Origin of the sequence: Mycobacterium gordonae, assembly GCF_017086405.1 — a bacterium.
GTDB lineage: Bacteria > Actinomycetota > Actinomycetes > Mycobacteriales > Mycobacteriaceae > Mycobacterium > Mycobacterium gordonae_D.
The window spans coordinates 1,085,878-1,106,845 of sequence record NZ_CP070973.1 but is presented as its reverse complement, the minus strand read 5'-3'; the positions used below and the strand labels follow the sequence as shown (position 1 = coordinate 1,106,845).

Sequence of the window (20,968 nt, the reverse complement as noted above, 5' to 3'; positions counted from 1 at the left end):
TCAACTACAGGGTGTAAGAGTTGAGGTCATGCAATTTCCTCAACGGCTCGCCCGGTTCAACCGGCATGTCACCAATCCCATCCAGCGAATGTGGGCCGGCCGGATCCCGCTGCACGGCATTCTCGAACACGTCGGCCGGCGCTCCGGCACCCCCTATCGCACCCCGTTGGTGGTATTCAACGCCGACATCGACGGCAGGCCCGGCTACGCGATCCTGCTGACCTACGGCCCGAACCGCGACTGGCTGAAGAACATCAAGGCCGCCGGAGGCGGTAGGTTGCGCCGCCACGGCAGGACGGTGGGCGTCACCGATCCGCGGGTCGTCAGCAAGCTCGAGGCTGCGCCGCACGTCACCAGCGCCAAGCGCGTGTTCGCCCGGCTGCCGTTCGAGGAAGCCGTGCTGCTCACCAAAGCCGAGTGACGCATCTCACGGAGATTCGGGAGCAAGCGGTCGCTCTTGCCGGCAGCGCGGCCAACGCGCTGGTGAATTTCGCCGGCCACACCGTCTCGCTGGTCGCACTGATCGGCGTCCACGACGGCCGGCGCGTGGCGGGGGTCGCGTTCGACTCGATCGGGCGATTCGCCCAGAGCGGCATCCTGCGCGACCGGATGATTCCGCGGGTGCTCGCCGCACCCCCGGACACCCTGCTGGATGACTCGGGCCGGCTGAACCCGGCGGCGGTGCTGGCCTGCGCCCTGCGTAACGAGAAGCCCGGCGGGCACGGTGATCGCGCCGCCGCGGCCGCCGCATTGGAACTGGCGTGCTGGGACTTCAACGCCAAACTCGACGGCGAACCCGCCTACGTGACGATTGCGCGGCGGTTCGGGCGGGTCCCGCTGAGCTCGGTCCCGGTCTATGCCGCTGGTGGCTACTACTACCCGAACGGCGACCTCGAGACCCTGCGCGACGAGATGCGGTCCTACCTCGACCTCGGCTACGGCGCGGTGAAGATGAAGATCGGCGGCGCGCCGATGCCCGGGGATCTGGCCCGGATGGAGGCCGTCATCGACGTGGTCGGAGATGGCGGCAGAGTCGCGGTGGACGCCAACGGCAGATTCGACCGGTCCACAGCGACCGAGTGGGCCGCGGTCCTGGCCGGCTATCGGCTGCGCTGGTTCGAAGAGCCGGGCGATCCGTTGGATTACGCACTGAACCAGGCGGTGACGCACTGCTACGGCGGTGCCGTGGCCACCGGAGAGAACCTGTTCTCGGTGCCCGACGTGGTCAACCTGGTCCGCTACGGCGGCATGCGGCCGGGCCGCGACATTTTTCAGATGGACGCCGGGCTGAGCTACGGCCTCACCGAGTATGGGCGGATGCTGGCGGTGCTGGAGGCACACGGTTTCGACCGCCGCTTCGCCTATCCTCACGGCGGCCATCTGATCAATCTGCACATCGCGGCCGGGTTGGGTCTGGGCGGGTGCGAGTCCTACCCGGGCGTGTTCCAGCCCTTCGGAGGGTACTCCGACGCCTGCGTGCTGCACGATGGCAGGATCGCGCCGACGGACGCACCGGGCTTCGGGCTGGAGGGCAAGAAGGGCCTGGCTGAGGCGATCGTCGAGCTGACAGCGTAGGAGCGCAGATGAAGGTTGCGGTAATCGGTTGCGGTGCAATGGGTTCGATCTATGCCGCGAAACTGGCCGACGCGGGCAACGACGTGCTGGTCGTCGACCGCTACCAACCCGGTATCGACCAGATCGCCCGGCGCGGGCTGCGTATCACCGGACCGGGGTATGACCGGACGGTGCAGCTGCGGGCCGGCACCGCCGCACCAGCCGAGACGATGGACCTGATCGTCCTGGCCGTCAAGGCCGCTGACGTGACATCCGCTGCGCAGCAGGCTCTTTCGATGCTCGGCGCGGACACCTCGGTGCTGACCATCCAGAACGGCCTGGGTTCGGCGGAGACCGTCGCGGACATCGTCGGGGAGCAGCGCCTGGCCGTCGGGATCGCCAGCGGTTTCGGCGCTGCCCGGGTGGCGCCCGGTCATGTGCACCACAATGCCATGCGCGCCATGCGTTTCGGCCCCTATTCGGGGCTGTCGCATTCGACGGTCGAGTCGATAGCGCGGGTGTGGGCCGAGGCCGGCTTCGACGCCGCGGCAGTCACCGACATCGCCGCCATGCAGTGGGAGAAGCTGATCTGCAACGTCGCCTACAGCGCGCCGTGCGCGCTGACCGGAATGACGGTCGGCCAGGTGATGGACGACCCGGACATGGGCCCGGTCAGCCGTGCGGCGGCCAAAGAAGCGTGGCGGGTGGCGTTCGCCTCCGATATCGACATCAGCGTCGTCGACCCCGGCGAACACGTCCGTGCCTTCGGCGCCGCAATGCCCGACGCCAAACCCTCGGCGTTACTGGATCACGAAGCGCGCCGGGTCAGCGAGATCGACTTCATCAACGGAGCCGTACCTCGCCAGGGGGCACGGGTCGGTGTCGACGCCCCGGTGAACGCGACACTCACATCTCTGGTCAAGGCAATCGAGAAGCGTTGGACGCAAACGTGACTCACAGAACGGGCCGGCCCCCGGTGACTGCCACCCGGGCACCGGAGATGTAGCTGGCGTCATCGGAGGCCAGCAGCACGTAAACCGGAGCCAACTCCGCGGGCTGCCCCGCCCGGCCCAGCGGGACGTTGTCCCCGAACGACTTCACCTTCTCGGGGGGCATGGTCGCCGGGATCAGCGGCGTCCAGACGGGTCCGGGCGCGACACTGTTGACACGGATACCCTTGGGCCCCAACATTTGGGCGAGACTGGCGGAGAAGTTGGCGATGGCCGCCTTGGTCGCCGTATACGGCGCCAGCGTCGGATTCGGCGAGTCGGAGTTGACCGAGGAACTGCCGATGATCGACGATCCGGCACCCATGTGCGGCAGGGCCGCCTTGGCGAGATAGAAATATGCCCCCACGTTGAGCCTGAACGTGTGATCCCACTCCTCGTCGGAGATCTCGTCGAGGCTCTCGTGCGTCATCTGGAACGCGGCGTTGTTGACTAGCACATCGATGCGGCCGAATTCCGTTACGGCCCGGTCCACGACGGCGCGGCAATGTGCGGGGTCGGAGAGGTCGCCAGGCATCAGGACGCACTGACGCCCGGCCTCCTGCACGTGTCCGGCGGTATCGCGCGCGTCGTCGTCTTCGTTCAGATATGCCAGCAACACATCCGCTCCCTCGCGGGCGAACGCGATCGCGACGGCGCGGCCGATCCCGCTGTCCCCTCCGGTGATGACCGCGCTCTTGCCGGTCAGCTTCCCGGATCCGACATAGCTGTTCTCACCGCAGTCGGGGACCGGATCCATTTGCGCTTGAACGCCCGGCACGGGTTGTTGTTGTTCGGCGAATCCCACGAATCGTTCCTTTCCTCGATCGCAGCGCATAGCCGATACCCGCAGCGATAAACCAATTGAAACTTCTGTTTGACGCGGCGACTCGGGGGTATCTCGGTCAGGCACGTTCTTCAAGCACAGGAGCGCGTTGATCTCCTGACACTCGCGGGGAGGACGTCATTGCTGCGCATCGCCTCGGTACCGGCATCTCATGTCTACGTCCGTCACCTCGCCGATCCGGATGGTGATGGTGTCGTACGACTAAATGATCCAGCGCCTGCAGACGGACGTACGGTACCTGGGGGATGGTGGCCGCCACTCATGCTGGAGCCAGGTTGGGTCACGGACAACCACGACCGATTCGACGTGTTCCACGTTCACTTCGGTTTCGACGCGATCGGGCCCGACGCGCTGAGCAGCGTGATCCAGGAATTGACGATGCACGACAAGCCACTCGTGTACACCGTGCATGATCTGCGTAACCCACACCACCCCGAACCCGACCACCACGCCGGGCAACAGGATGTGCTGGTGGCCGCGGCGGTTGAACTCATCACTCTGACCCCCGGTGCTGCGCAGGCGATCCATCAGCGCTGGCAACGACCTGCGCACGTGCTTCCGCATCCGCGTGTGCTCAGCAGGGACCACATCGAGCGCCCTCGTGCCGACGAAGAATTCGTCGTCGGCATCCACGCAAAGAGCCTGCGCGCCAACATGGATCCGCTGCCGGTTGTCGAAGCGCTGGTCGAGATCTCGTCGACGCTGCCCGGCGCGGTGCTGCAGATCGACTTCCACGACGAGATGTTCGATCCCGGCAATCACTGGTTTGCACCCGAGACGGCGTTGGCGCTGCTGAAATACGATCGCTACGAGCACGTCGACGTGCGGGCGCACCCCTACTTCTCTGACGATCAACTCTGGGACTACCTGGCATCGTTGAGGGTGTCGGTGTTGCCGTATCGGTTCGGCACCCACTCCGGCTGGCTGGAAGCCTGCTTCGACCTCGGAACCGCGGTGGTGGCGCCCCGCTGCGGCTACTACGACCAGCAACGTCCCTGCGAGAGTTTCGGCTTCGGCGAGCAAGGATTGGACCGGGAGTCGTTGGCAGCCGCGTCTCTCACGCACTGTCCTCCCGGGGACATCACGTCTCGCTGTTCGCCGCCGCGGGCTCGGCACCCGGACCGCGATGTCGACAGCTGGTGGTCCGATACCTCGACTTCTCGGAGTCGGCCCGGCGCGACGTGTCCATGCCTGCAGTCGATTTCATGGCCGACCACCACGCCTACCTGTCGCTGATGCTTTGGCTTGCCGGACCGGGAGCCGGCCAGTTCGACGTTATTCACAATCACAGCCTGCATTACCTTCCGGTGGCGATGGCTCCGATGCTGTCCACGCCGATGCTCACGACGGTCCACACGCCGATGGAAGGCTGGTGGGCTCCTTCGAGGACCACGGTCTTATCTACCGCGAAGCCGGTGGGCGTCCCGTGCGGACCGAAATCACTTAGACCGAGTCAGGTCCGTGGTCGCCGGACCCTCAAGCAATGTTCCATCCGGAGCGAACCGCGAAGCATGCAACGGGCACTCCCACGCCTGGTCCGTATCGTTCCAATTCACAATGCCACCAAGGTGGGTGCACACCGGCGACACCACGTGCTCGACACCGTCGACCACGCATCGTGCCTGCAAGTTCCACGGCGGCCCGCTGACTACACCGCCCTCGTCCGGCCTGGGGTCCCGGCGCCCGATTCGCGTTGCCGGAGTGACCCAGCCGCGGGCCAGGTTGAACCCGACCTCCAGGTTGGCGCTCAGAGCCGTTGTCATTCCAGCCAGTTCGTGTGGGCTCCAGCTCGCGAACGCACCTGCCCAGTCCATCCGGCCACCCAGGATGCGGCTGGACAGCGCCAGCGCGGCGGCCGGGCCATTGGTCATCCCCCACTTGTTGAAACCCGTTGCAACGAAGATTTTTTCATTGCTCGGCAGAATCGGGCCCACATACGGCAGCTGATCGATCGGTGTGTAGTCCTGCGCCGACCAGTAGTGCGTCTTCGCCGCACCGGGAAAGTGCCTTCCGGTCCACTCGTCGAGTTCGGCGAGCGCCACCGACGGGCTCTTCTGGCGACCCACCGGATGCCCCGCTCCACCGACGATCAGAAGTTCCCCGTCGTCGGTGGGGGCGTAGCGGACCGAACGGGTCGGCGAGTCGGCCGAGATCATCATCGATCGAGGAATCGACCCTGGCACCTGGTAGGCCATGCAGTAGGAGCGACTCGCTTTCAGTCTGGCGAAGTAGCCGCCGCGGTCGAGAATCGGGATGCCGGTCGCCAGCACCAGCTGTCGCGCGAAGACCTCGGCGTCCGCCTGGGTACCGTCGTCGGTCGGTTCTCCCGCACCGGTGTCGACGTGCAGCCGTAGCCCGTCCCCGCTTCCGGCCACTTTGCGGACCCGTGCGCCCTCCACCAGCCGCCCGCCGCGATCCAGCAGTTCCATGACCAGGCTGTCTAGGAACGGGACCGGATTGAACTGCGCCTGATCTGGTAGACGAACCCCGCCGTAGAACGAGAAAGGAACGTCGGCACGGTCGTCCCATGTGACGGGCAGGCCGACGGCACCGCAGGCCAGCCATTCCGCACGCGCCGACGGCACGCCCCGCGCCGACTGGGCGTAGGTGTAGGCGTCCTCGCGCTGCACATCGATTCCGTGAGTGTCGCAGTGGTGCAACACCCACTCCATCCCCTCGCGATTGCCCTCGACGTAGGCCTTGGCGGTGGCCTTGCCATGCCGCGCAAGAATTTTGCTCAGATGAGTACTCTGCAGCAGGCTGAGCTTCGCGGTCGTGTTCCCGCTAGCTCCGGCCCCGACCGTTCTGGCTTCCAGCACCAGTACGTCCTCACCGGCCCGCGCCAGCAGCACCGCCGTTATCAAGCCGGTGATACCGGCCCCGACCACCACGGCGTCGGCGGATCCTTCGACGCTGCCGGAGGTCCTGCCAGTCCACGGCGGGTTGCCGCGGTCGTCCAACCACAGTGACACCATGGCATACGAAGTACCCCGAGACCCTGGACCGAAACGGCAGGCCGCGAGGCGTTGGCGCGTCCGTCCAAGGTCGTATATTTCACGGAGCGACAGCCTTTTTCGGGTTCGTCGATCTCATGCGCCGATGTTTCAGCGGCGAACTGCCGGGTACCAGTGCACCGCGGCGCCCGAGTGATCTGCTTTGCGTCGCCGTCCAACGGGCCAGATCAAACTGGTTCGAATTCGTTTCCGGTCGTTCGCGGCCGAAAGGAGTACAACCCCAATGCGTAAGACACTTGCAGTCTGCTGCACAACCGCCGCACTCGCCCTTGGTGGCGCAGGCGTCGCGAACGCCTCCGTTGAGCAAGCACCGGTGCCGTCGTCGACGACCACCACGCTGGCCGACACCGACAACAACACTCATGAGAGTGACAACACCGGCCTGTGGGGCCTCGCCGGCCTCCTGGGTCTGGCCGGACTGGCCGGGCTGAAGCGTCGCAACAACACCGACGCCGCCGTCCAACCTGCCGCGACTCGCCGGCCCCCGGCGTAGCCCTGTCGCCAAACGCCCTCTGGCAGCGGTCCACCGCCGCCGGGGGCGTTTGCCTATGCGCCGATCATTTCGAATCGCTCGGTGCGGCTTGATTTTTCAGAACGACGTCGGTTCGCCGGGGCCGACGCGGGTCCTACAGCTGATTGCTGCCTACGGAGGGTGATCCCATCGACGCATTGGCATTCCTTCGCCAAGACCACCAGCTGTCTCGACCCGATCTGGCCGGCTACCCGCGCACCGCCGCTCCAAACCGCCAAACTCAGTCGCTCTCTTCGATTCGTTTGTTTACCAACGCATTACGTCCACGTACCGGTGCCAGGAAATACACGGCAAGCACCACAACCCAGGACAGCAGACTCAGCCACAGCTGACTTCGGGTGGAACGGTCGAAACCCATCTGCACAAGAACCGCGACGATTCCCACCGCGGTCAGCACTGACAACACCGGGAACAGCCACATCTTGACCCGCAATGACTCCGCCGATGCTCTGCGCCGCAACACGATCTGCGAGACAGCGATCAGCAGGTAGACGAACAGGATGACCGCACCGGAAGAGTTGAGCAGAAACAGGAACACGGTGTTGGGCGCCAGCCAGGCCATCAACACGCACAGAAAGCCCACCACCGAAGAACAGACGATAGCGGTCGCGGGCACACCGCGACCGCTGAGCCGCACCAATCGCGCCGGCGCCTCGCCACGGCCGGCGAGCACGAACAGCATCCGAGATGCGGTGTACAAGCCCGAGTTCAGGCAAGACAGTACCGCCGTCAGCACCACCGCATTCATGATCTGATCGGCCCAGGGCAGACCCATGTGCCGCAGCGCCGCCACATAGGGCGAGGCGCCGAGCTCCACCGAGTTCCACGGCATGATGATGACCAATAGCAGCACGGAGCCGACGAAGAAGATGACGATGCGGGCGACCACCGACCGCGTCGCTCGGGTGATCGCCCGCGCGGGATCGCGGCTTTCCGCCGCGGCGATGGTGACGACTTCGGCTCCCACCATCGAAAAGATCACCACCACGATGGCGGCGAATACGGCCGCGACGCCCTTGGGAAAGAAGCCGCCATGGGCGGTCAGGTTGGAGAAATCCAGACGAGCGCCGGGCAGCAGCCCGAAAACGAATGCCGTTCCCACTCCCAGGAAGATCACAATCGTCGCGACTTTGATTCCGGCGAACCAGAATTCGAACTCGCCGAAGGACGACACCGAGAACAGGTTGGTGGCCGTCATCAACACCATCAGGCCCAGAGCGGACAGCCACAGCGGTGCCGGAAACCAGTAATTCAGCACCTTTCCGCCGGCGACCGCTTCGAACCCGACTACGATGACCCAGAAGTACCAGTAGAGCCAGCCGACAGAGAATCCGGCCCACCCGCCCAGCGCGGTTGCGGCGTAATCGGCGAACGACCCGGTCGACGGATTGGCCGCCGCCATCTCCCCCAGCATCCGCATCACCAGGACGATCAGCAGACCGCAGATGGCGTAGGTCATGAACGCGGCCGGACCGGTTTCGGAGATCACCACCCCGGAACCGACGAACAACCCGGCACCGATCACCCCACCGATCGCGATCATGCTGAGCTGGCGCTGCGAAAGTCCTTGTTTCAGCGTGGCGTTGTTGTCTTCCTGGTTGTCCAGGTCGTCCCGGGCGTCCCGCATCTCCGGACGCTAGCAGCTGAGCCGGCTCAGGATCACGCCGTCGTTACGACTGTCTTGCGATACGGCGTGGCAGGGGCGTCAATGCGCGCTCGGCGCGGCATTATTGACCATCGTGGCCGACCTGACCCGACGCTCGGTGCTGCGCATGGGTGCCGGCGCCAGCGCCGCAGCGGCCGGCGGCTGGGCGCTGAGCGCTCTGCTCGACCCGCTCACCACGCTGGCCGCGCCCACGGCGCCGGCTCCGTTCGACCCGCCGACCGCGGGCAAGACGTTGCCGACCAAGCTCACCGGCTCGTTCGTCTCCGCCGCCCGTGGCGGCATCAAGACCAACTGGGTGATCGCGATGCCGCCCGGTCAGACCAAGATGCTGCGACCGGTGATCGCGTTGCACGGCAAAGACGGCGACGCGAACATGATGCTGGACTGCGGTGTGGAGGATGCGCTCGCGCACCTGGTCAACGAGGGCAAGCCACCGTTCGCCGTGGTCGGCGTGGACGGCGGTGCCAGCAGCTACTGGCACCGGCGAGCCAACGGCGAGGACTCCGGCACCATGGTGCTCGAAGAGCTGTTGCCGATGCTGACGTCGATGGGCATGGACACCTCGAGGGTGGGATTCCTGGGCTGGTCGATGGGCGGCTACGGTGCGTTGCTCCTGGGCGCCCGGCTGGGACCGGCGCGTACCGCCGGCATCTGCGCGATCAGTCCGGCGCTGTACATGTCCTATATCGGCACCGCTCCCGGGGCATTCGACAGCATCGACGACTGGAACCGCAACACCGTGTTCGGCTTACCGGTGCTCAACTCGATTCCCGTCCGGGTCGACTGCGGCATCGGCGACCGCTTCTTCTTCGCCTCCAGCCAATTCGTGAGCCAGCTCAAGAAGAAACCGGCCGGCAGCTTCTCCCCGGGCGGGCATGACGTCGACTACTGGCGTGCCCAACTACCGGGCGAACTGGCCTGGATGGCGACCTAACCGATGACCCAGGCGGACCTCCCCAAGCCCCCGTTTCGCCCGGACATCGAGGGGCTGCGTGCCGTCGCAGTTATCGCCGTCGTGCTCTATCACACAGGCATTCCCGGTATCGGCGGCGGCTACATCGGCGTCGACGTCTTCTTCGTGATCTCCGGCTTCCTGATCACCGGACTGCTCCTGCGTGAGGTGCAGAGCAGCAAAACCGTTGCGCTGGGCCGCTTTTACGCGGCACGCGCGCGCCGCCTGCTGCCAGCCGCGGCCACCGTCGGCATCGTCACCGCGGTCGCCGCGGCCGCCGTGCTGCCGCCGTTGCAGGCCCGGCGGGTGTTCATCGACGGCATCGCCAGCATGTTCTACGTCGGCAACTACCGATTCGCCGCCCAGAACACCGATTACATGATCGCCGACCTGCCGCCCTCGCCGTTTCAGCACTACTGGTCGCTGGGCGTGGAGGAACAGTTCTACCTGGTGTGGCCGGCGCTGATCATCGGCACCGCGTGGTTGGCGCGACGCGTCACCCGTGGCGACACCACACACACCCTGCCCTACGCGGTGGTCGTGGCGGTCGTCGGCGCGGCATCACTGGCAGCGGCGATGATCTGGACCCACACCTCGCCACCCTGGGCGTTCTTCTCGCTACCCACCCGGGCCTGGGAACTGGCCGCCGGCGGCCTGGTCGCCCTGACAATCACGCAGTGGAAACGGCTGCCGCTGTTGCCCGCGACCGTGGCGGGCTGGGGCGGCTTGACGCTGATCCTGCTGACCTGCACCCAGCTGGGCCCTCACACGCCCTATCCCGGCACCTCGGCGCTGCTTCCGGTGCTGGGCACCGCCCTGGTTATCGGGGCCGGTTGCGTCACCGGCGGCATGGGCGTCGGACGGGTGCTGTGCCCGCCGGCGATGCGGGCGATCGGCCGCGTGTCCTACTCCTGGTATCTCTGGCACTGGCCGGTCCTGCTGCTGCTGCCGCCGCTGCTCGGCGACCCCGGCGGACTGCCGGGCCGGCTGGCCGCGACCACCGTGTCCGCCGGATTGGCTGTCATCACCATGCACGCCGTCGAGAATCCCGGCCGGTTCGCCGCGGCGTTGCGCCGTTCCGCGAAGGCGAGCCTGGCCGTCGCCGGCGCCGCCAGCGCAGTCGCGGCATGCGCGTGCGCGGTGTTGCTGACGGCCGTACCGGCCCCGGTTGGACACGGCGCCGCCGCCCCGCAAGCGAAGATCGTTGCGTTGCCCCCCGCTCCCGACCCACACCTCAGTCCACAGGAAGCGGCGGTCCGGCAGGCGTTCACCCAAGCCCGCGAGATGCTTGCGGCGGCTGCGAGTCAGCGCGCCGTGCCGTCCAACCTCAATCCGCCACTGGCCGCAGCGCCGGCCGACAAGGCGGCGGTGTTCGTCAACGGCTGCATGCGGTCCTGGCGTGATGTGGGTCAGAGCGAATGCGCTTCGGTGAAAGGGGACTCAAAAGAGGACGGGGCGACCGCAAGCACCGTCGCGCTCATCGGCGACTCCCACGCGGCGATGTGGGACCCGGCCCTTCAGCAGGTAGCCGAGCAGCGGCACTGGCGACTGGAGACCATGGCCAAGGTAACCTGCCCGTTTCTGGACATCCCCATCGTCAGCCCCTATCTGGGTCGTCACTACACCGAGTGCGAGCAGTGGCGCGGGGAGATCGTGGGCCGGCTCGCGGCCGAGCGACCCCGACTGGTGATCTTGAGCATGAGCCGGCGCTACCACGCCGACTTCAGCTTCGCCTCCTACGATCCGGCGTGGATCGACGCCCTGGCCACGGTGGTGGCCCAGTTACGCGGCATGGGCTCGAAAGTTCTAGTGCTGGGTCCGGTTGCCGACCCGCAGTCATCGGCGCCGACATGCCTGTCCGCCCACCTGGACGACGCCGGTGCGTGCGCACCGAAGCGTTCGGTGGCGGTCAACGCAGACGGCGTCGGCGCCGAAGAACGGGTGACGACCGCAGCCGGCGGCTCCTATGCGGACTTGACCGACCTGTTCTGCGACCCGCAGCGCTGCCCACTGGTCGTCGGGGACACCCTGGTGTTCCGCGACGACAACCACATCACCACCGAGTACGCGCGACTGCTGTCCCCGGTCGTCGGCGCGCTGGCCGATCGGGCCATAACAAATGAATGACACTCCAGGGGAATATCTGCGAATGAACCATGCGATGACCCCGAACGTGATACCAATAGAAGGGTTTTGGAGGTTTTGAAATGAGTCCGATGCTGTTGGTGCTGCTCTCCGCAGCCGCGCCGGTCGCCGGGCTTGGTCTGGTGCAATTGCAAGCGCGCCTTGAACGTTGGGATTACGAGAGGCACGCGGAAGACTGAAGCCGCGGCGGCGCAACTGAATACGTTCCAGCGGCGAGCGCTCGGCGTCTCACCTCGACTTACCGAGACAATTGCCAGCGAATGAGCGGCACCATCTTCTCCGCCAGGTACTCATGCCCCGCATCGTTGGGATGTACCCCGTCGGATCCGATCAGATCCGGCCGATCCACGAACCAGCGGTCGCCGATCGGGTCCACGAAGTCCGCTCCCGCGGCCCACGCGGCTCCGGCCAGCACGTCGCGAATCACCAGAATCGGTACCGGTACCTCGGCGGTCGGCCACGGCGGTCCGATCACCAGGAACCGCGCCGACGGCGCCAACCGACGGGCCAGAGCGAACGTGGCGTGTACGCGCTGGGCCAGCAAGACGGGGTCGACATCCTGGTCGTTGCGGGATCCGAAGAACACCACCAGCACGTCCTCGGGTTTGACCACCCTGGCGGTCAGATCCTGGAAGATGCTGCCGTGGTCGCCGACAGCTCCGTACCCGGCTCTGCCCTCGGCGGCCACGTCGCTGGCGATCCGCAGGCCGGGTGCGGTGAGCGTCCGCCAGGTTCGCGCGGTCCACGAGTTCGGTCCCAGTCCGCCCTCGTTGGTGCCTGTGGTGTACGAATCACCGATCACGGCAACCGGTTTGAGCCGCAGGTCCAACGTCAGGGACCGGTACGGCCGCTCTCGGACAGGATCGACCAGCCATGCCGAGGCCACCGCCACCAGCACGGCGACGCTGACGGCGACGGTGCCCAGCCGAGTCACTGCGACCTCCACTGCAAACGCCTGGAACGGGTCTACACGAATCGTACGAGGGTCCCAGCCGAACCAGCGGTCAACTCGCTTGCGGCCCCGATAGTTCGGGGCGCCCCCTCACCCCGCCCGCGAGGCAACCTCGGAAAGCGCCCCGTCGATCGGATGCCGTTTGGTGATGGGCGAGTCATCGGGCTGGGTGCCAGCCGGCGCGGCCCTGGCGCCGATCATCCTGCGCATCCAGCGACGGGCCGGCTCTTCGACGAAGTGGTACATCAGGCTCGACAGCAGCAGCGCGATCACGACCAGCCCGATGACATTCCATTTCCAGGGGTTGTCCTGCGGCGTGAGCTCGAATTGCAGCACCGCCCATCCCCACCCCGTATGCACCAGCTCGTGAACCATGTACAGACAGAACGAGATCTCCCCGCCGTACACCATCACACGCGTCGACAGCACCCACGGCAGGCTGCCCAGACCGATCGCGAGCGTGATCACCAGCGGCACGAACAGCACGTCGACGACACCACCGCTGTCCACGACGCCGCTGATCGGATGTGCGTCGAACCAGTAGAGGATGCCCACCATCGCGACCACGAGCAGCAGCGACAGGTATCCGGCGACATGCCGGGCCCGGGTGCTCAGGCGCAACCTGCGCACTGCGGCACACGCCAGCGCGCCGGCGACGAACTGGGTGACGATGCGGGGCAGCCAGCTCCACGGCGTGTAGAAATAACCGCTGGCCAGTAACAACACCACCGGCGGCAGGCAGGCTGCGAAGGCCAGCACCATCAGGGTGCGCGCCCGGGTCGTCCGCTCCAGCCGCAGCACCACCAGCACGATCACGCCGAACAGCAGGTAGGCCAACCATTCCGCGCTGATCGACCACGCCGGCCCGTCCCAGGAGGTGTTGTCGAAGAACGGCTCGAACCACAACTGGACCAGCAGCACCTGGCGCACGTAGCTGATCGCGGTGAGGTCCCTGACCTCAGGTAACGGCACGTGCCCGACGTGCAGGCTGAGGATCACGATCAGGGCGGCCAGGTGCATGGTGAGCAGGTACACCGGCCACACCCTCGCCAGCCGCAGCCACAGGAAATGCACGGTGGCCCGCGTCGACCATTCCCCTCCCATGCGGTCGAGGTAGTTCCAGGTCAGCACGAAGCCGCTGAGGATGAAGAACAGGTCGACGCCCTGGGCACCGCAATTGAGCACCGGCGCCAGGTTCTCGCGAAACTCGGGCGACGCATCCGTCAGCATCGGGCGGAAGTGGAACAACACCACCCACAGCGCCGCGACAATGCGCAGACCGGTCAGGGCCCTGATCTCCCCGCGGATCTCGGCCTTCATCTCTACGCTGCGCACGAGGTTCTTTCCGCCTGGACTCTTGCTCACTGCTCTTTGTCGCGTCAACCTGCCCCCCGACTAGCAACCGGCAGCCTAACAGCGGGACCGTCGGGGGCGGTCGACGAGCCGCTTCTTAGCAAAGAGTTAGTCGTGGCTACCGGTCCCCTTATGTTTAGCGGGCACTTTAGGGTGCAGGGTTTTGGGTCTTGCACAAGAGGTATGCACCACGGGGAAATGGGGCTCTTTGATGACTACCGCGATCACAGGACGCGTTTCAAGCACCGCCGAGTGTAACGGCGCCCAGATTCGGGCGCACTGCCGCCACCTGGCCACCGTGGTCACCATCGCCGGCGAGATCGATGCCGTCAATGTCGACCAGATCGGCGAGCACATTCGGCGCTTCGTGCTCAGCGACAACCCGGTGGTACTCGATCTGAGCGCGATCACCCATTTCTCGTCGGCCGGAATGGGGCTGTTGTGCGTGCTCGACGAGGAATGCCGCGCCGCCGGTGTGGAGTGGATGATCGTCACCAACCCCGTCGTCGGCATGCTGCTGGGCGACCCCGCCGAGACGGCGTATCCGGTGACCGGTTCTGTTCACGAGGCGCTGCGCTACCTCGCCGACGGCATCAACTGGCGTCGCCAGCTGGTCCTGCCACTGGTCAAGAAGTCCGCTTAGACCGCCATAGCCGAATCACGCCGAGCACGGCGAGAATTCCGGCAACTGTCGCCAACAACAGCGTCAGCACCCATTGCTGCGGGTCGTAGACCACCGACATGGTGGCCGGCTGCCCGTCGGCCACCGGTGCCACCGCAATCGTCGAGCGCGTCTGCAACCAGCTGACACCCGTTGCCACCAGGGCAGCGGCTGCCAACGCCAACTCCACCGTTGCGCGGGCGGTCACAGGATCGACTCGTTGTCGTCGTCGTGGGGGTCCAGTTCGTCGGCGACTTCGGCGACATACGGACCCATCCGCCGCTCCACCAGCGGGGTCAGCGCGTCCCGCAGATGGCGGTGCCGACGCGCCCAGGCCTGCGCGGTGCGGCCGCCGCTCAACTTCAGGCCGATCCCGTACCGGCCGCGCGGCACGCCCACCAACTCGCCCAACGCCCGCGCCGACTGCCACTTGGCCAGCGGCTTGTCGGACTTCACCGAGTTCTCGGCTTCGGGGAATACTTTCACGATCTCGCGCACCAGGATCGTCTCGGTGCCCTGGCGCAGCGCATCCTCGGTCAATTCGACCGAAGTGTGAATCCGCGCCGCCTTGACCTGCAGCGCCACGAACGCCGACACCAACACCAGGAATACGGAGGGAACCAAGAAGGAAATCGGGACGTGGTTGACGTGCTGGATGTAGATCAGCGACGCCGCCGACAGCGGTCCCGCCAACACCCAGTACCAGCTGGCACCGGGTTCGTAAAACAGCGGCTTCTCCCGGGGTGGTGGTGAGCCCATCTGAGCCTCCGTCACGCGAGCCACCTCGCCGCGTCGGCGGCCCAGTACGTCAGCACGAAATCAGCCCCCGCTCGTCGAATACTGGTCAACGACTCCAGCGCCGCAGCACGTTCGTCGATCCAATTATTGGCAGCCGCCGCACAAATCATCGCGTACTCCCCCGAAACTTGGTAGGCCGCCACCGGAACCGGCGAGATGTCAGCGGCCGCCGCCAGCACGTCCAGGTAGCCCAATGCCGGTTTCACCATCACGATGTCGGCGCCTTCATCGAGGTCCAGTTGGACCTCGCGGAGTGCCTCCCGGGCGTTGCCCGGCTCCTGCTGATAGGTGCGCCGGTCGCCACACAGGCTCGAGGCCACGGCCTCCCGAAACGGACCGTAGAACGCCGAGGCGAACTTGGCGGCATACGCGAGGATTGCGACGTCGGAGTGGCCCGCCGCGTCCAGCCCGTCCCGGATCGCGCCCACCTGACCGTCCATCATGCCGCTGGGACCCACCACGTGTGCGCCCGATTCCGCTTGCGCCACCGCCAGTTCCACATATCGGTGCAACGTGGTGTCGTTGTCTACCCGGCCGCGCCCGTCAAGAACACCGCAGTGCCCGTGGTCGGTGAACTCATCCAGACAGGTGTCGGCCATCAGGACGGTCGCGTCGCCGAGATCCTTGGCCAGATCTCGCACCGCCACGTTCAGGATGCCGTCGGGATCGGTGCCTGCCGAACCAACCGGGTCCTTGTCCTGCTCACGCGGCACACCGAAGAGCATCAGCCCACCGACTCCGGCGGCCACCGCATCGGCGGCCGCACTGCGCAACGAGTCGCGGGTGTGTTGCACCACGCCCGGCATCGACGATATCGCCCGTGGTTCGCCGATACCGTCGGCGACGAACATCGGCAGCACCAAATGCCTTGGCTCCAAGGATGTTTGCGCCACCAGCCGGCGCAGAGCCGGGGCGGAACGGAGCCGGCGCGGTCGCTGCCGGGGGTACGCCACGTTGTCTCCTAGCCGCCTACGTTGACTCTGCGTTGAGGACGGAGACCACTCGGGCGGTTGCGCCACTGACGCAGAGTCAACGCACAGTGGGTCACCGTCTGCGGCTCTTCTTGCGCGGCGGCGGCAGGGCGCCTTCGGCGCGCAACCGGGCCGCGTGTTCGGCCAGCGCGTCGACCAGCGGACCCACCGCGGCGGTCTCCGGCTGGACGTCGACCCGCAGGCCGAATTCGGCTGCGGTCTCCGCGGTCTTGGGGCCGATGCAGGCGATGATGGTCCGCGCGTGCGGCTTGCCGGCGATGCCGACCAGGTTGCGCACGGTGGAGCTGGAGGTGAAGCACACCGCGTCGAAGCCACCCGTCTTGATCATCTCCCGGGTGGACGCCGGCGGCGGAGCGGCCCGCACGGTGCGGTAGGCGGTGACGTCCTCGATCTCCCAGCCACGCTCGCGCAGTCCCTCGGCCAGGGTCTCGGTCGCGATGTCCGCGCGCGGCAGCAGCACCCGGTTCACCGGGTCGAAAATGCTGTCGTAGGGCGGGAATTCGTCCAGCAGCCCCATTGAGGACTGTTCACCCGACGGCACCAGTTCGGGGCTGATGCCGAAGGCACGAACCCGGTCTGCCGTCGACTCGCCGACGCAGGCGATCTTGACTCCGGAGAACGCGCGGGCGTCCAGACCGAATTCGCCGAACTTCTCCCACACCGCGCGCACGGCGTTGGTGGAGGTGAACACCACCCATTGGAAGCGGCCGTCCACCAACCCCTTGACCGCGCGCTCCATCTGCGCGGGACTGCGCGGCGGCTCGACGGCGATGGTCGGCACCTCGATGGGCAGCGCGCCGTAGGACGTCAGCCGCTCGCTCATCTCACCGGCCTGGTCCTTGGTGCGCGGCACCAGCACCGTCCAGCCGTATAGCGCCCGGCTCTCCCACCAGTTCAGCTTCGCCCGGCTGGCCACCGTCTTGCCGATGGTCACCACCAGCGGTCCGGTCAACGGACCGGCCGGGTCCGTCCCGCCGCCCAGCACGGCCGGGTCGGTCAGTCCCTGCAGCGTGGTCTCGACCGATCGCTGCTGGCAGGTGGTGCCCTGCGCGGTCACCACACACGGCGTGCCGTCGGACAGCTCGTGGTCGATCAGGGTGCGTGCGGCGTCGGCCAGATGCGACGCCGTGGCCTGCAGGATCAGCGGACCGGGGGCGGCGGCCAGCGCCTCCCAATCCACGTCACCACGGACGTCGGCGACGGTGTGCGAGGAACCCAGCGGCAACCCGGCGTAGGTCGGGACGGCGCTGGTCGCGGCCAGGCCGGGCACGATCTCCACATGCAGGTGCGCGCGGGCGACGGCGTTCACCTCGGTGATCACCGCGTCCACCGACAACGGGTCACCGGCCACCAGCCGGACGACGTCGACGCCCGAGCGGGCCTCGGTCGTCAGCGTCTTGGCGACCTCGGCGGGATCGCCGAGCGCGGGACGGATGTCGGGTCCTTCGGAGATCACCGCGGCGACGGTTTCCGGGCTCGACGAACCGGCGGCGGCATCGGAGCTGGCCGGCGTCGTCTCGGCGGGCGCCGGGCCGGACACCGGCGGCAGGTCCCTGCCGATCAGCGCCAGCACCGCCTCGGGCACATCGGGGTCGGTGAACACCAGGGCTGCGTTCGCCAGCACCGTGGCAGCCCGAGTGGTCAGTAGACCGGGGTCGCCTGGACCGGAGCCCACAAAAGTGATGCGGCCCGGTGTCGGCTTACGCCCTCGCGTCATCGTTGTCGCTCCCAAGTCTCTTTCAACTCCCTCGCGCGGGGTCTTCCCGCGCTCCCCACATCAACTCTGCGGCGCCCAGTTCGAACAACTCCGCGGCAACCGAGAGGCCCAACTCCCGTGCCCGATCGGAGGTGCCGATTCCGGACGCGCGGATCACATCGGATCCGTCGAGTGCCGCCACGCAGCCGCGCAGCGACAGCTCTTCGAAGACCCGCCCCTCCTCATCGATGGACTCGACCACTTCCGCGATCGCGCCCACCGGTGCCGAGCAACCGGCCTCCAGTTCGGCGAGCAGGGCACGCTCCGCGGTGACCGCCGCACGTGTGTCGGCGTCGTCCAGTGCCGCCAACACAGCCGCCAAACGACTGTCGTCGGATCGGCACTCGACGGCGAGAGCACCCTGAGCTGGTGCTGGCAACATCTGCACCGGCTCTAGCGTCTCGGTGACGTCGTCGAGACGACCCAGTCGGGCCAACCCGGCCCGGGCCACCACGACGGCGTCAAGATCACCACTACTCACCCTGTTCAACCTGGTATCTAGGTTGCCTCGTAGGGGGCGGATTTCCAAACCGAGACCCAATGCTCTAAGCTGTGCGGCCCGCCGTGGCGAGGAGGTGCCGACCAGCGAACCGGCCGGCAACTCTCCCAGCACCAGCCCGTCACGGGCCACCAGTGCGTCACGGGGGTCGTTGCGTGGCGGTATGGCGGCAATGGTGAACCGGGGGTCGGGCGCGGTCGGCAAATCCTTGTGCGAGTGCACGGCGGCATCGACGTGACCCTGCTCCATCGCCTCGCGCAGCGCGGTGGTGAAAACCCCCACACCCAACTCTTCGATCGGCGCCGACGATCGGTCGCCGGCTGTGCTGATCGTCACCAACTCGGCGGGATGGCCGCTGGCGATCAAAGCGTCCCTGACGGTCGCGGCCTGGGTGGTGGCCAGCAGGCTGCCCCGAGTGCCTATCCGGATCACGTGTGCCAATCGGTCACTCGGCCGAAGGATTGTCGAATTCCGTTGCCAGAACTTGCAGTTCGCCAGCTGTGGCGACAGCGTCGACAGCGGTCTGTTCCAGTTCGAACAGCTCGCGCAGCGCCTCTGCGTAGCTGTCGCCGCCGGGCGCACTGGCCAGCTGCTTGATCCGCACGGTGGGTGCGTGCAGCAGCTTGTCCACCACCCGTCGCACCGTGCGGGCCACCTCTTCGCGCTCGGCGGTGGCCAGCCCGGGCAGCCGGTTGTCCAGGCGCAGCAACTCGGCCTCGACGACGTCGGCGGCCCGCTGACGCAGAGCGGTGACCGTCGGGGTGACCTCGGCCATCCGCTGCCCGGTCAGATACGCCGCGACCTCGGCGGCGACGATGTGGCGGGCCGCGTCGACGTCGGCGGCCGCCGCGTGGGCCGACGGTTCGTGTTGCACCCGGTCCACGTCGACCACCAGCACACCGGGGAGTCCGGCCACCGCGGGGTCGACGTCGCGGGGCATGCCGAGATCGCAGATGACCAGAGGCTCCTCGGCCTCGTCGCGACGGGCGTTGACCAGGGCGTGATGGACGTCGGCCAGTGACACCACCGGGCTGACCGCCCCGGTGCAGCTGACCACCACATCGGCGTCGCCCAGCGCGTGGGTCAGCCGATCGAGCGTCAGCGCCTCGGCCGGTATGCCCGATGCCTCGATCCGGTCCGCCAGCCGCGCGGCCCGGGCCAACGACCGGTTCAGCACGTGCACCCGGCCGATGCCGGCCCGGGTGAGGTGGGACGCCGCGAGGGCACCCATCGATCCGGCGCCGACCACGGCGGCGGTCTTGCCGGCGAGGGTGCCCAGCTTGCGTTCGGCGATGCCGAGGGCCACCGACACCACCGAGGCGCCGGCGGCGTCGATCGCGGTTTCGGAGTGCACCCGCTTACCCACCGACAGCGCGCGCTGGGCCAGTTCGTGCAGCACTCTCCCGACTGCGCTGTTGGCTTCGGCCGAGGCATAGGCGCGGCGCACCTGCCCCAACACCTGCTGTTCGCCGACCACCGCCGAGTCCAGCCCGCTGGCCACGGCGAACAGATGCTCGACGGCGGCCTCGCTGTAGCGGACGTAGGCATGCTTGGTCAGGTCGCCCATCGGCAACCCCGAATACTCGGCCAGCACCTGCCCGATCACCGACAGCCCGCCGTGAAACGCCTCGACGACGGCATAGACCTCGACGCGGTTGCACGTCGAGAGCACCATGGCCTCGCTTACCAGCGGCGACTGCAGCACCGAGTCGACGATCTTGGTCTGATCGAACTCGTCGATACTGAGTTGTTCCAGCACAGAGACCGGCGCACTGCGGTGCGAAACCCCGAAGAGCAGGATGCTCACGGCAGCATCACCTGGCCCGCTCCCTTGCAGCGTTGGAAAGTGAACTACTACCTACGGTAGACGCTTGTCAGGTGGCCCACCAAATATCCGGCGCTCACGACCGCCGGACGGCGAGGTCAGCCCGCAATCGGGGTTCGTCGACCTCCCAGTAGCTGTGCTCTCGGCCGTCGAGCAGCACCACCGGCAGCCGATCGCCGAATTCGGCCCTCAGCTCGGGCTTTCCGGCCTGCGCGGCGGCGTCGACGTCCGTGCTGAGCAGGTCGAAGCCGAGTTCTTCGGCCAGTTCGGCCAGCTGCGCGTGCATCCGGTCACAGATCGCGCAACCGGCGCGAGTCAGCAGTTGCACCTGCGATCGGCGGGCGGACGTGACCATGGCCACCAGTGTCGCATTCGCCCCGCCTCGGGCGGATAGGGTTGGTATCGGCTCGACAGCGTGCAGCGACTTGGGAGGTTT

At 67.0% G+C, this 20,968-nt stretch carries 19 protein-coding genes and 2 pseudogenes; 9 read left to right on the top strand and 12 right to left on the bottom strand.

The genetic code is table 11. The features are described from left to right. Positions 1-28: 28 nt before the first annotated feature. Genes JX552_RS04780 through JX552_RS04770 form a run of 3 tightly spaced genes read left to right on the top strand, consistent with a single transcriptional unit; the run spans position 29 to position 2,507 of the window. Positions 29-421, top strand: a complete 393-nt coding sequence (locus JX552_RS04780) for a nitroreductase family deazaflavin-dependent oxidoreductase (protein ID WP_205876327.1) — start codon at positions 29-31, stop codon at positions 419-421. Continuing rightward, on the top strand, positions 418-1,575 hold the full coding sequence (locus JX552_RS04775) for an enolase C-terminal domain-like protein (RefSeq protein WP_205876326.1): 1,158 nt from the start codon (positions 418-420) through the stop codon (positions 1,573-1,575). The genes JX552_RS04780 and JX552_RS04775 overlap by 4 nt, the downstream gene beginning before the upstream one ends. Before the next feature lie 8 nt (positions 1,576-1,583). After that, positions 1,584-2,507, top strand: coding sequence for a ketopantoate reductase family protein (locus tag JX552_RS04770; RefSeq protein WP_205876325.1), 924 nt, complete (start codon positions 1,584-1,586; stop codon positions 2,505-2,507). A gap of 1 nt (position 2,508) precedes the next feature. Here JX552_RS04770 and JX552_RS04765 read toward each other — a convergent pair whose 3' ends face one another. Continuing rightward, positions 2,509-3,348 carry a glucose 1-dehydrogenase gene (locus JX552_RS04765; protein ID WP_205876324.1) on the bottom strand — a complete coding sequence of 280 codons (840 nt, stop codon included), beginning with the start codon at positions 3,346-3,348 and terminating at the stop codon, positions 2,509-2,511. 159 nt (positions 3,349-3,507) lie between these two features. On the opposite strand from JX552_RS04765, the pseudogene JX552_RS04760 reads away from it, so the two are divergent. Further along, positions 3,508-4,449 (top strand): annotated as a pseudogene (locus tag JX552_RS04760) (glycosyltransferase family protein); the annotation flags it as partial. After that, positions 4,356-4,703: pseudogene (locus tag JX552_RS33640) on the top strand (hypothetical protein); the annotation flags it as partial. The pseudogenes JX552_RS04760 and JX552_RS33640, both read left to right, overlap by 94 nt. 123 nt (positions 4,704-4,826) lie before the next feature. On the opposite strand, the gene JX552_RS04750 reads toward JX552_RS33640, so the two are convergent. Then, the gene (locus tag JX552_RS04750) at positions 4,827-6,362 is read right to left on the bottom strand and encodes an FAD-dependent oxidoreductase (protein WP_205876323.1); all 1,536 of its coding nucleotides are present in this window, start codon (positions 6,360-6,362) and stop codon (positions 4,827-4,829) included. Between the two features lie 262 nt (positions 6,363-6,624). Here JX552_RS04750 and JX552_RS04745 point away from each other — a divergent pair, with 262 nt between their 5' ends. After that, positions 6,625-6,894 carry a WGxxGxxG family protein gene (locus JX552_RS04745; protein WP_205876322.1) on the top strand — a complete coding sequence of 90 codons (270 nt, stop codon included), beginning with the start codon at positions 6,625-6,627 and terminating at the stop codon, positions 6,892-6,894. Positions 6,895-7,153: 259 nt separating this feature from the next. Here the strand turns inward: JX552_RS04745 and JX552_RS04740 are convergent, their stop codons facing one another. Beyond that, entirely contained in the window at positions 7,154-8,560 is a 1,407-nt protein-coding gene (locus tag JX552_RS04740; protein ID WP_205876321.1) for an amino acid permease, read from the bottom strand. 145 nt (positions 8,561-8,705) lie between these two features. Here JX552_RS04740 and JX552_RS04735 point away from each other — a divergent pair, with 145 nt between their 5' ends. Together JX552_RS04735 and JX552_RS04730 are read left to right on the top strand one after the other, a co-directional pair. Continuing rightward, entirely contained in the window at positions 8,706-9,533 is an 828-nt protein-coding gene (locus tag JX552_RS04735; RefSeq protein ID WP_241011079.1) for an alpha/beta hydrolase, read from the top strand. A gap of 3 nt (positions 9,534-9,536) precedes the next feature. Continuing rightward, complete coding sequence (locus tag JX552_RS04730) at positions 9,537-11,678, top strand: acyltransferase family protein (RefSeq protein ID WP_205876319.1); 2,142 nt, start codon at positions 9,537-9,539, stop codon at positions 11,676-11,678. Between the two features lie 256 nt (positions 11,679-11,934). Here JX552_RS04730 and JX552_RS04725 read toward each other — a convergent pair whose 3' ends face one another. Continuing rightward, positions 11,935-12,630 carry an Rv0518 family GDSL lipase gene (locus JX552_RS04725; protein ID WP_205878238.1) on the bottom strand — a complete coding sequence of 232 codons (696 nt, stop codon included), beginning with the start codon at positions 12,628-12,630 and terminating at the stop codon, positions 11,935-11,937. Positions 12,631-12,738: 108 nt separating this feature from the next. Beyond that, the gene (locus tag JX552_RS04720; protein WP_205878236.1) at positions 12,739-13,968 is read right to left on the bottom strand and encodes an acyltransferase family protein; all 1,230 of its coding nucleotides are present in this window, start codon (positions 13,966-13,968) and stop codon (positions 12,739-12,741) included. A 244-nt stretch (positions 13,969-14,212) separates the two neighbouring features. Here JX552_RS04720 and JX552_RS04715 point away from each other — a divergent pair, with 244 nt between their 5' ends. Further along, positions 14,213-14,644: an STAS domain-containing protein gene (locus tag JX552_RS04715; protein ID WP_205876318.1), complete on the top strand. Its 432-nt coding sequence runs from the start codon at positions 14,213-14,215 to the stop codon at positions 14,642-14,644. On the opposite strand, the gene JX552_RS04710 is transcribed toward JX552_RS04715, so the two are convergent. The 7 genes from JX552_RS04710 to JX552_RS04680 all read right to left on the bottom strand — a co-directional run bounded on the left by JX552_RS04710 (position 14,628) and on the right by JX552_RS04680 (position 20,887). Then, positions 14,628-14,870 (bottom strand): hypothetical protein, encoded by a 243-nt coding sequence (locus JX552_RS04710; protein ID WP_205876317.1) that lies wholly within the window; start codon positions 14,868-14,870, stop codon positions 14,628-14,630. The two genes, JX552_RS04715 and JX552_RS04710, sit on opposite strands and share 17 nt — an antisense overlap. Next, positions 14,867-15,421: a DUF3093 domain-containing protein gene (locus tag JX552_RS04705; protein ID WP_205878235.1), complete on the bottom strand. Its 555-nt coding sequence runs from the start codon at positions 15,419-15,421 to the stop codon at positions 14,867-14,869. Before JX552_RS04705 ends, JX552_RS04710 begins: the two co-directional genes overlap by 4 nt. Before the next feature lie 11 nt (positions 15,422-15,432). Next, on the bottom strand, positions 15,433-16,413 hold the full coding sequence (hemB, locus tag JX552_RS04700; RefSeq protein WP_205876316.1) for a porphobilinogen synthase: 981 nt from the start codon (positions 16,411-16,413) through the stop codon (positions 15,433-15,435). 91 nt (positions 16,414-16,504) lie between these two features. After that, positions 16,505-18,169, bottom strand: a complete 1,665-nt coding sequence (locus JX552_RS04695; RefSeq protein WP_205876315.1) for a bifunctional uroporphyrinogen-III C-methyltransferase/uroporphyrinogen-III synthase — start codon at positions 18,167-18,169, stop codon at positions 16,505-16,507. A 22-nt stretch (positions 18,170-18,191) separates the two neighbouring features. Further along, complete coding sequence (gene hemC, locus JX552_RS04690) at positions 18,192-19,139, bottom strand: hydroxymethylbilane synthase (protein ID WP_205878233.1); 948 nt, start codon at positions 19,137-19,139, stop codon at positions 18,192-18,194. Positions 19,140-19,152: 13 nt separating this feature from the next. Continuing rightward, positions 19,153-20,514 (bottom strand): glutamyl-tRNA reductase, encoded by a 1,362-nt coding sequence (locus tag JX552_RS04685; RefSeq protein ID WP_205876314.1) that lies wholly within the window; start codon positions 20,512-20,514, stop codon positions 19,153-19,155. 94 nt (positions 20,515-20,608) lie between these two features. Continuing rightward, positions 20,609-20,887: a glutaredoxin family protein gene (locus tag JX552_RS04680; RefSeq protein ID WP_205876313.1), complete on the bottom strand. Its 279-nt coding sequence runs from the start codon at positions 20,885-20,887 to the stop codon at positions 20,609-20,611. Between the last annotated feature and the right edge of the window lie 81 nt (positions 20,888-20,968).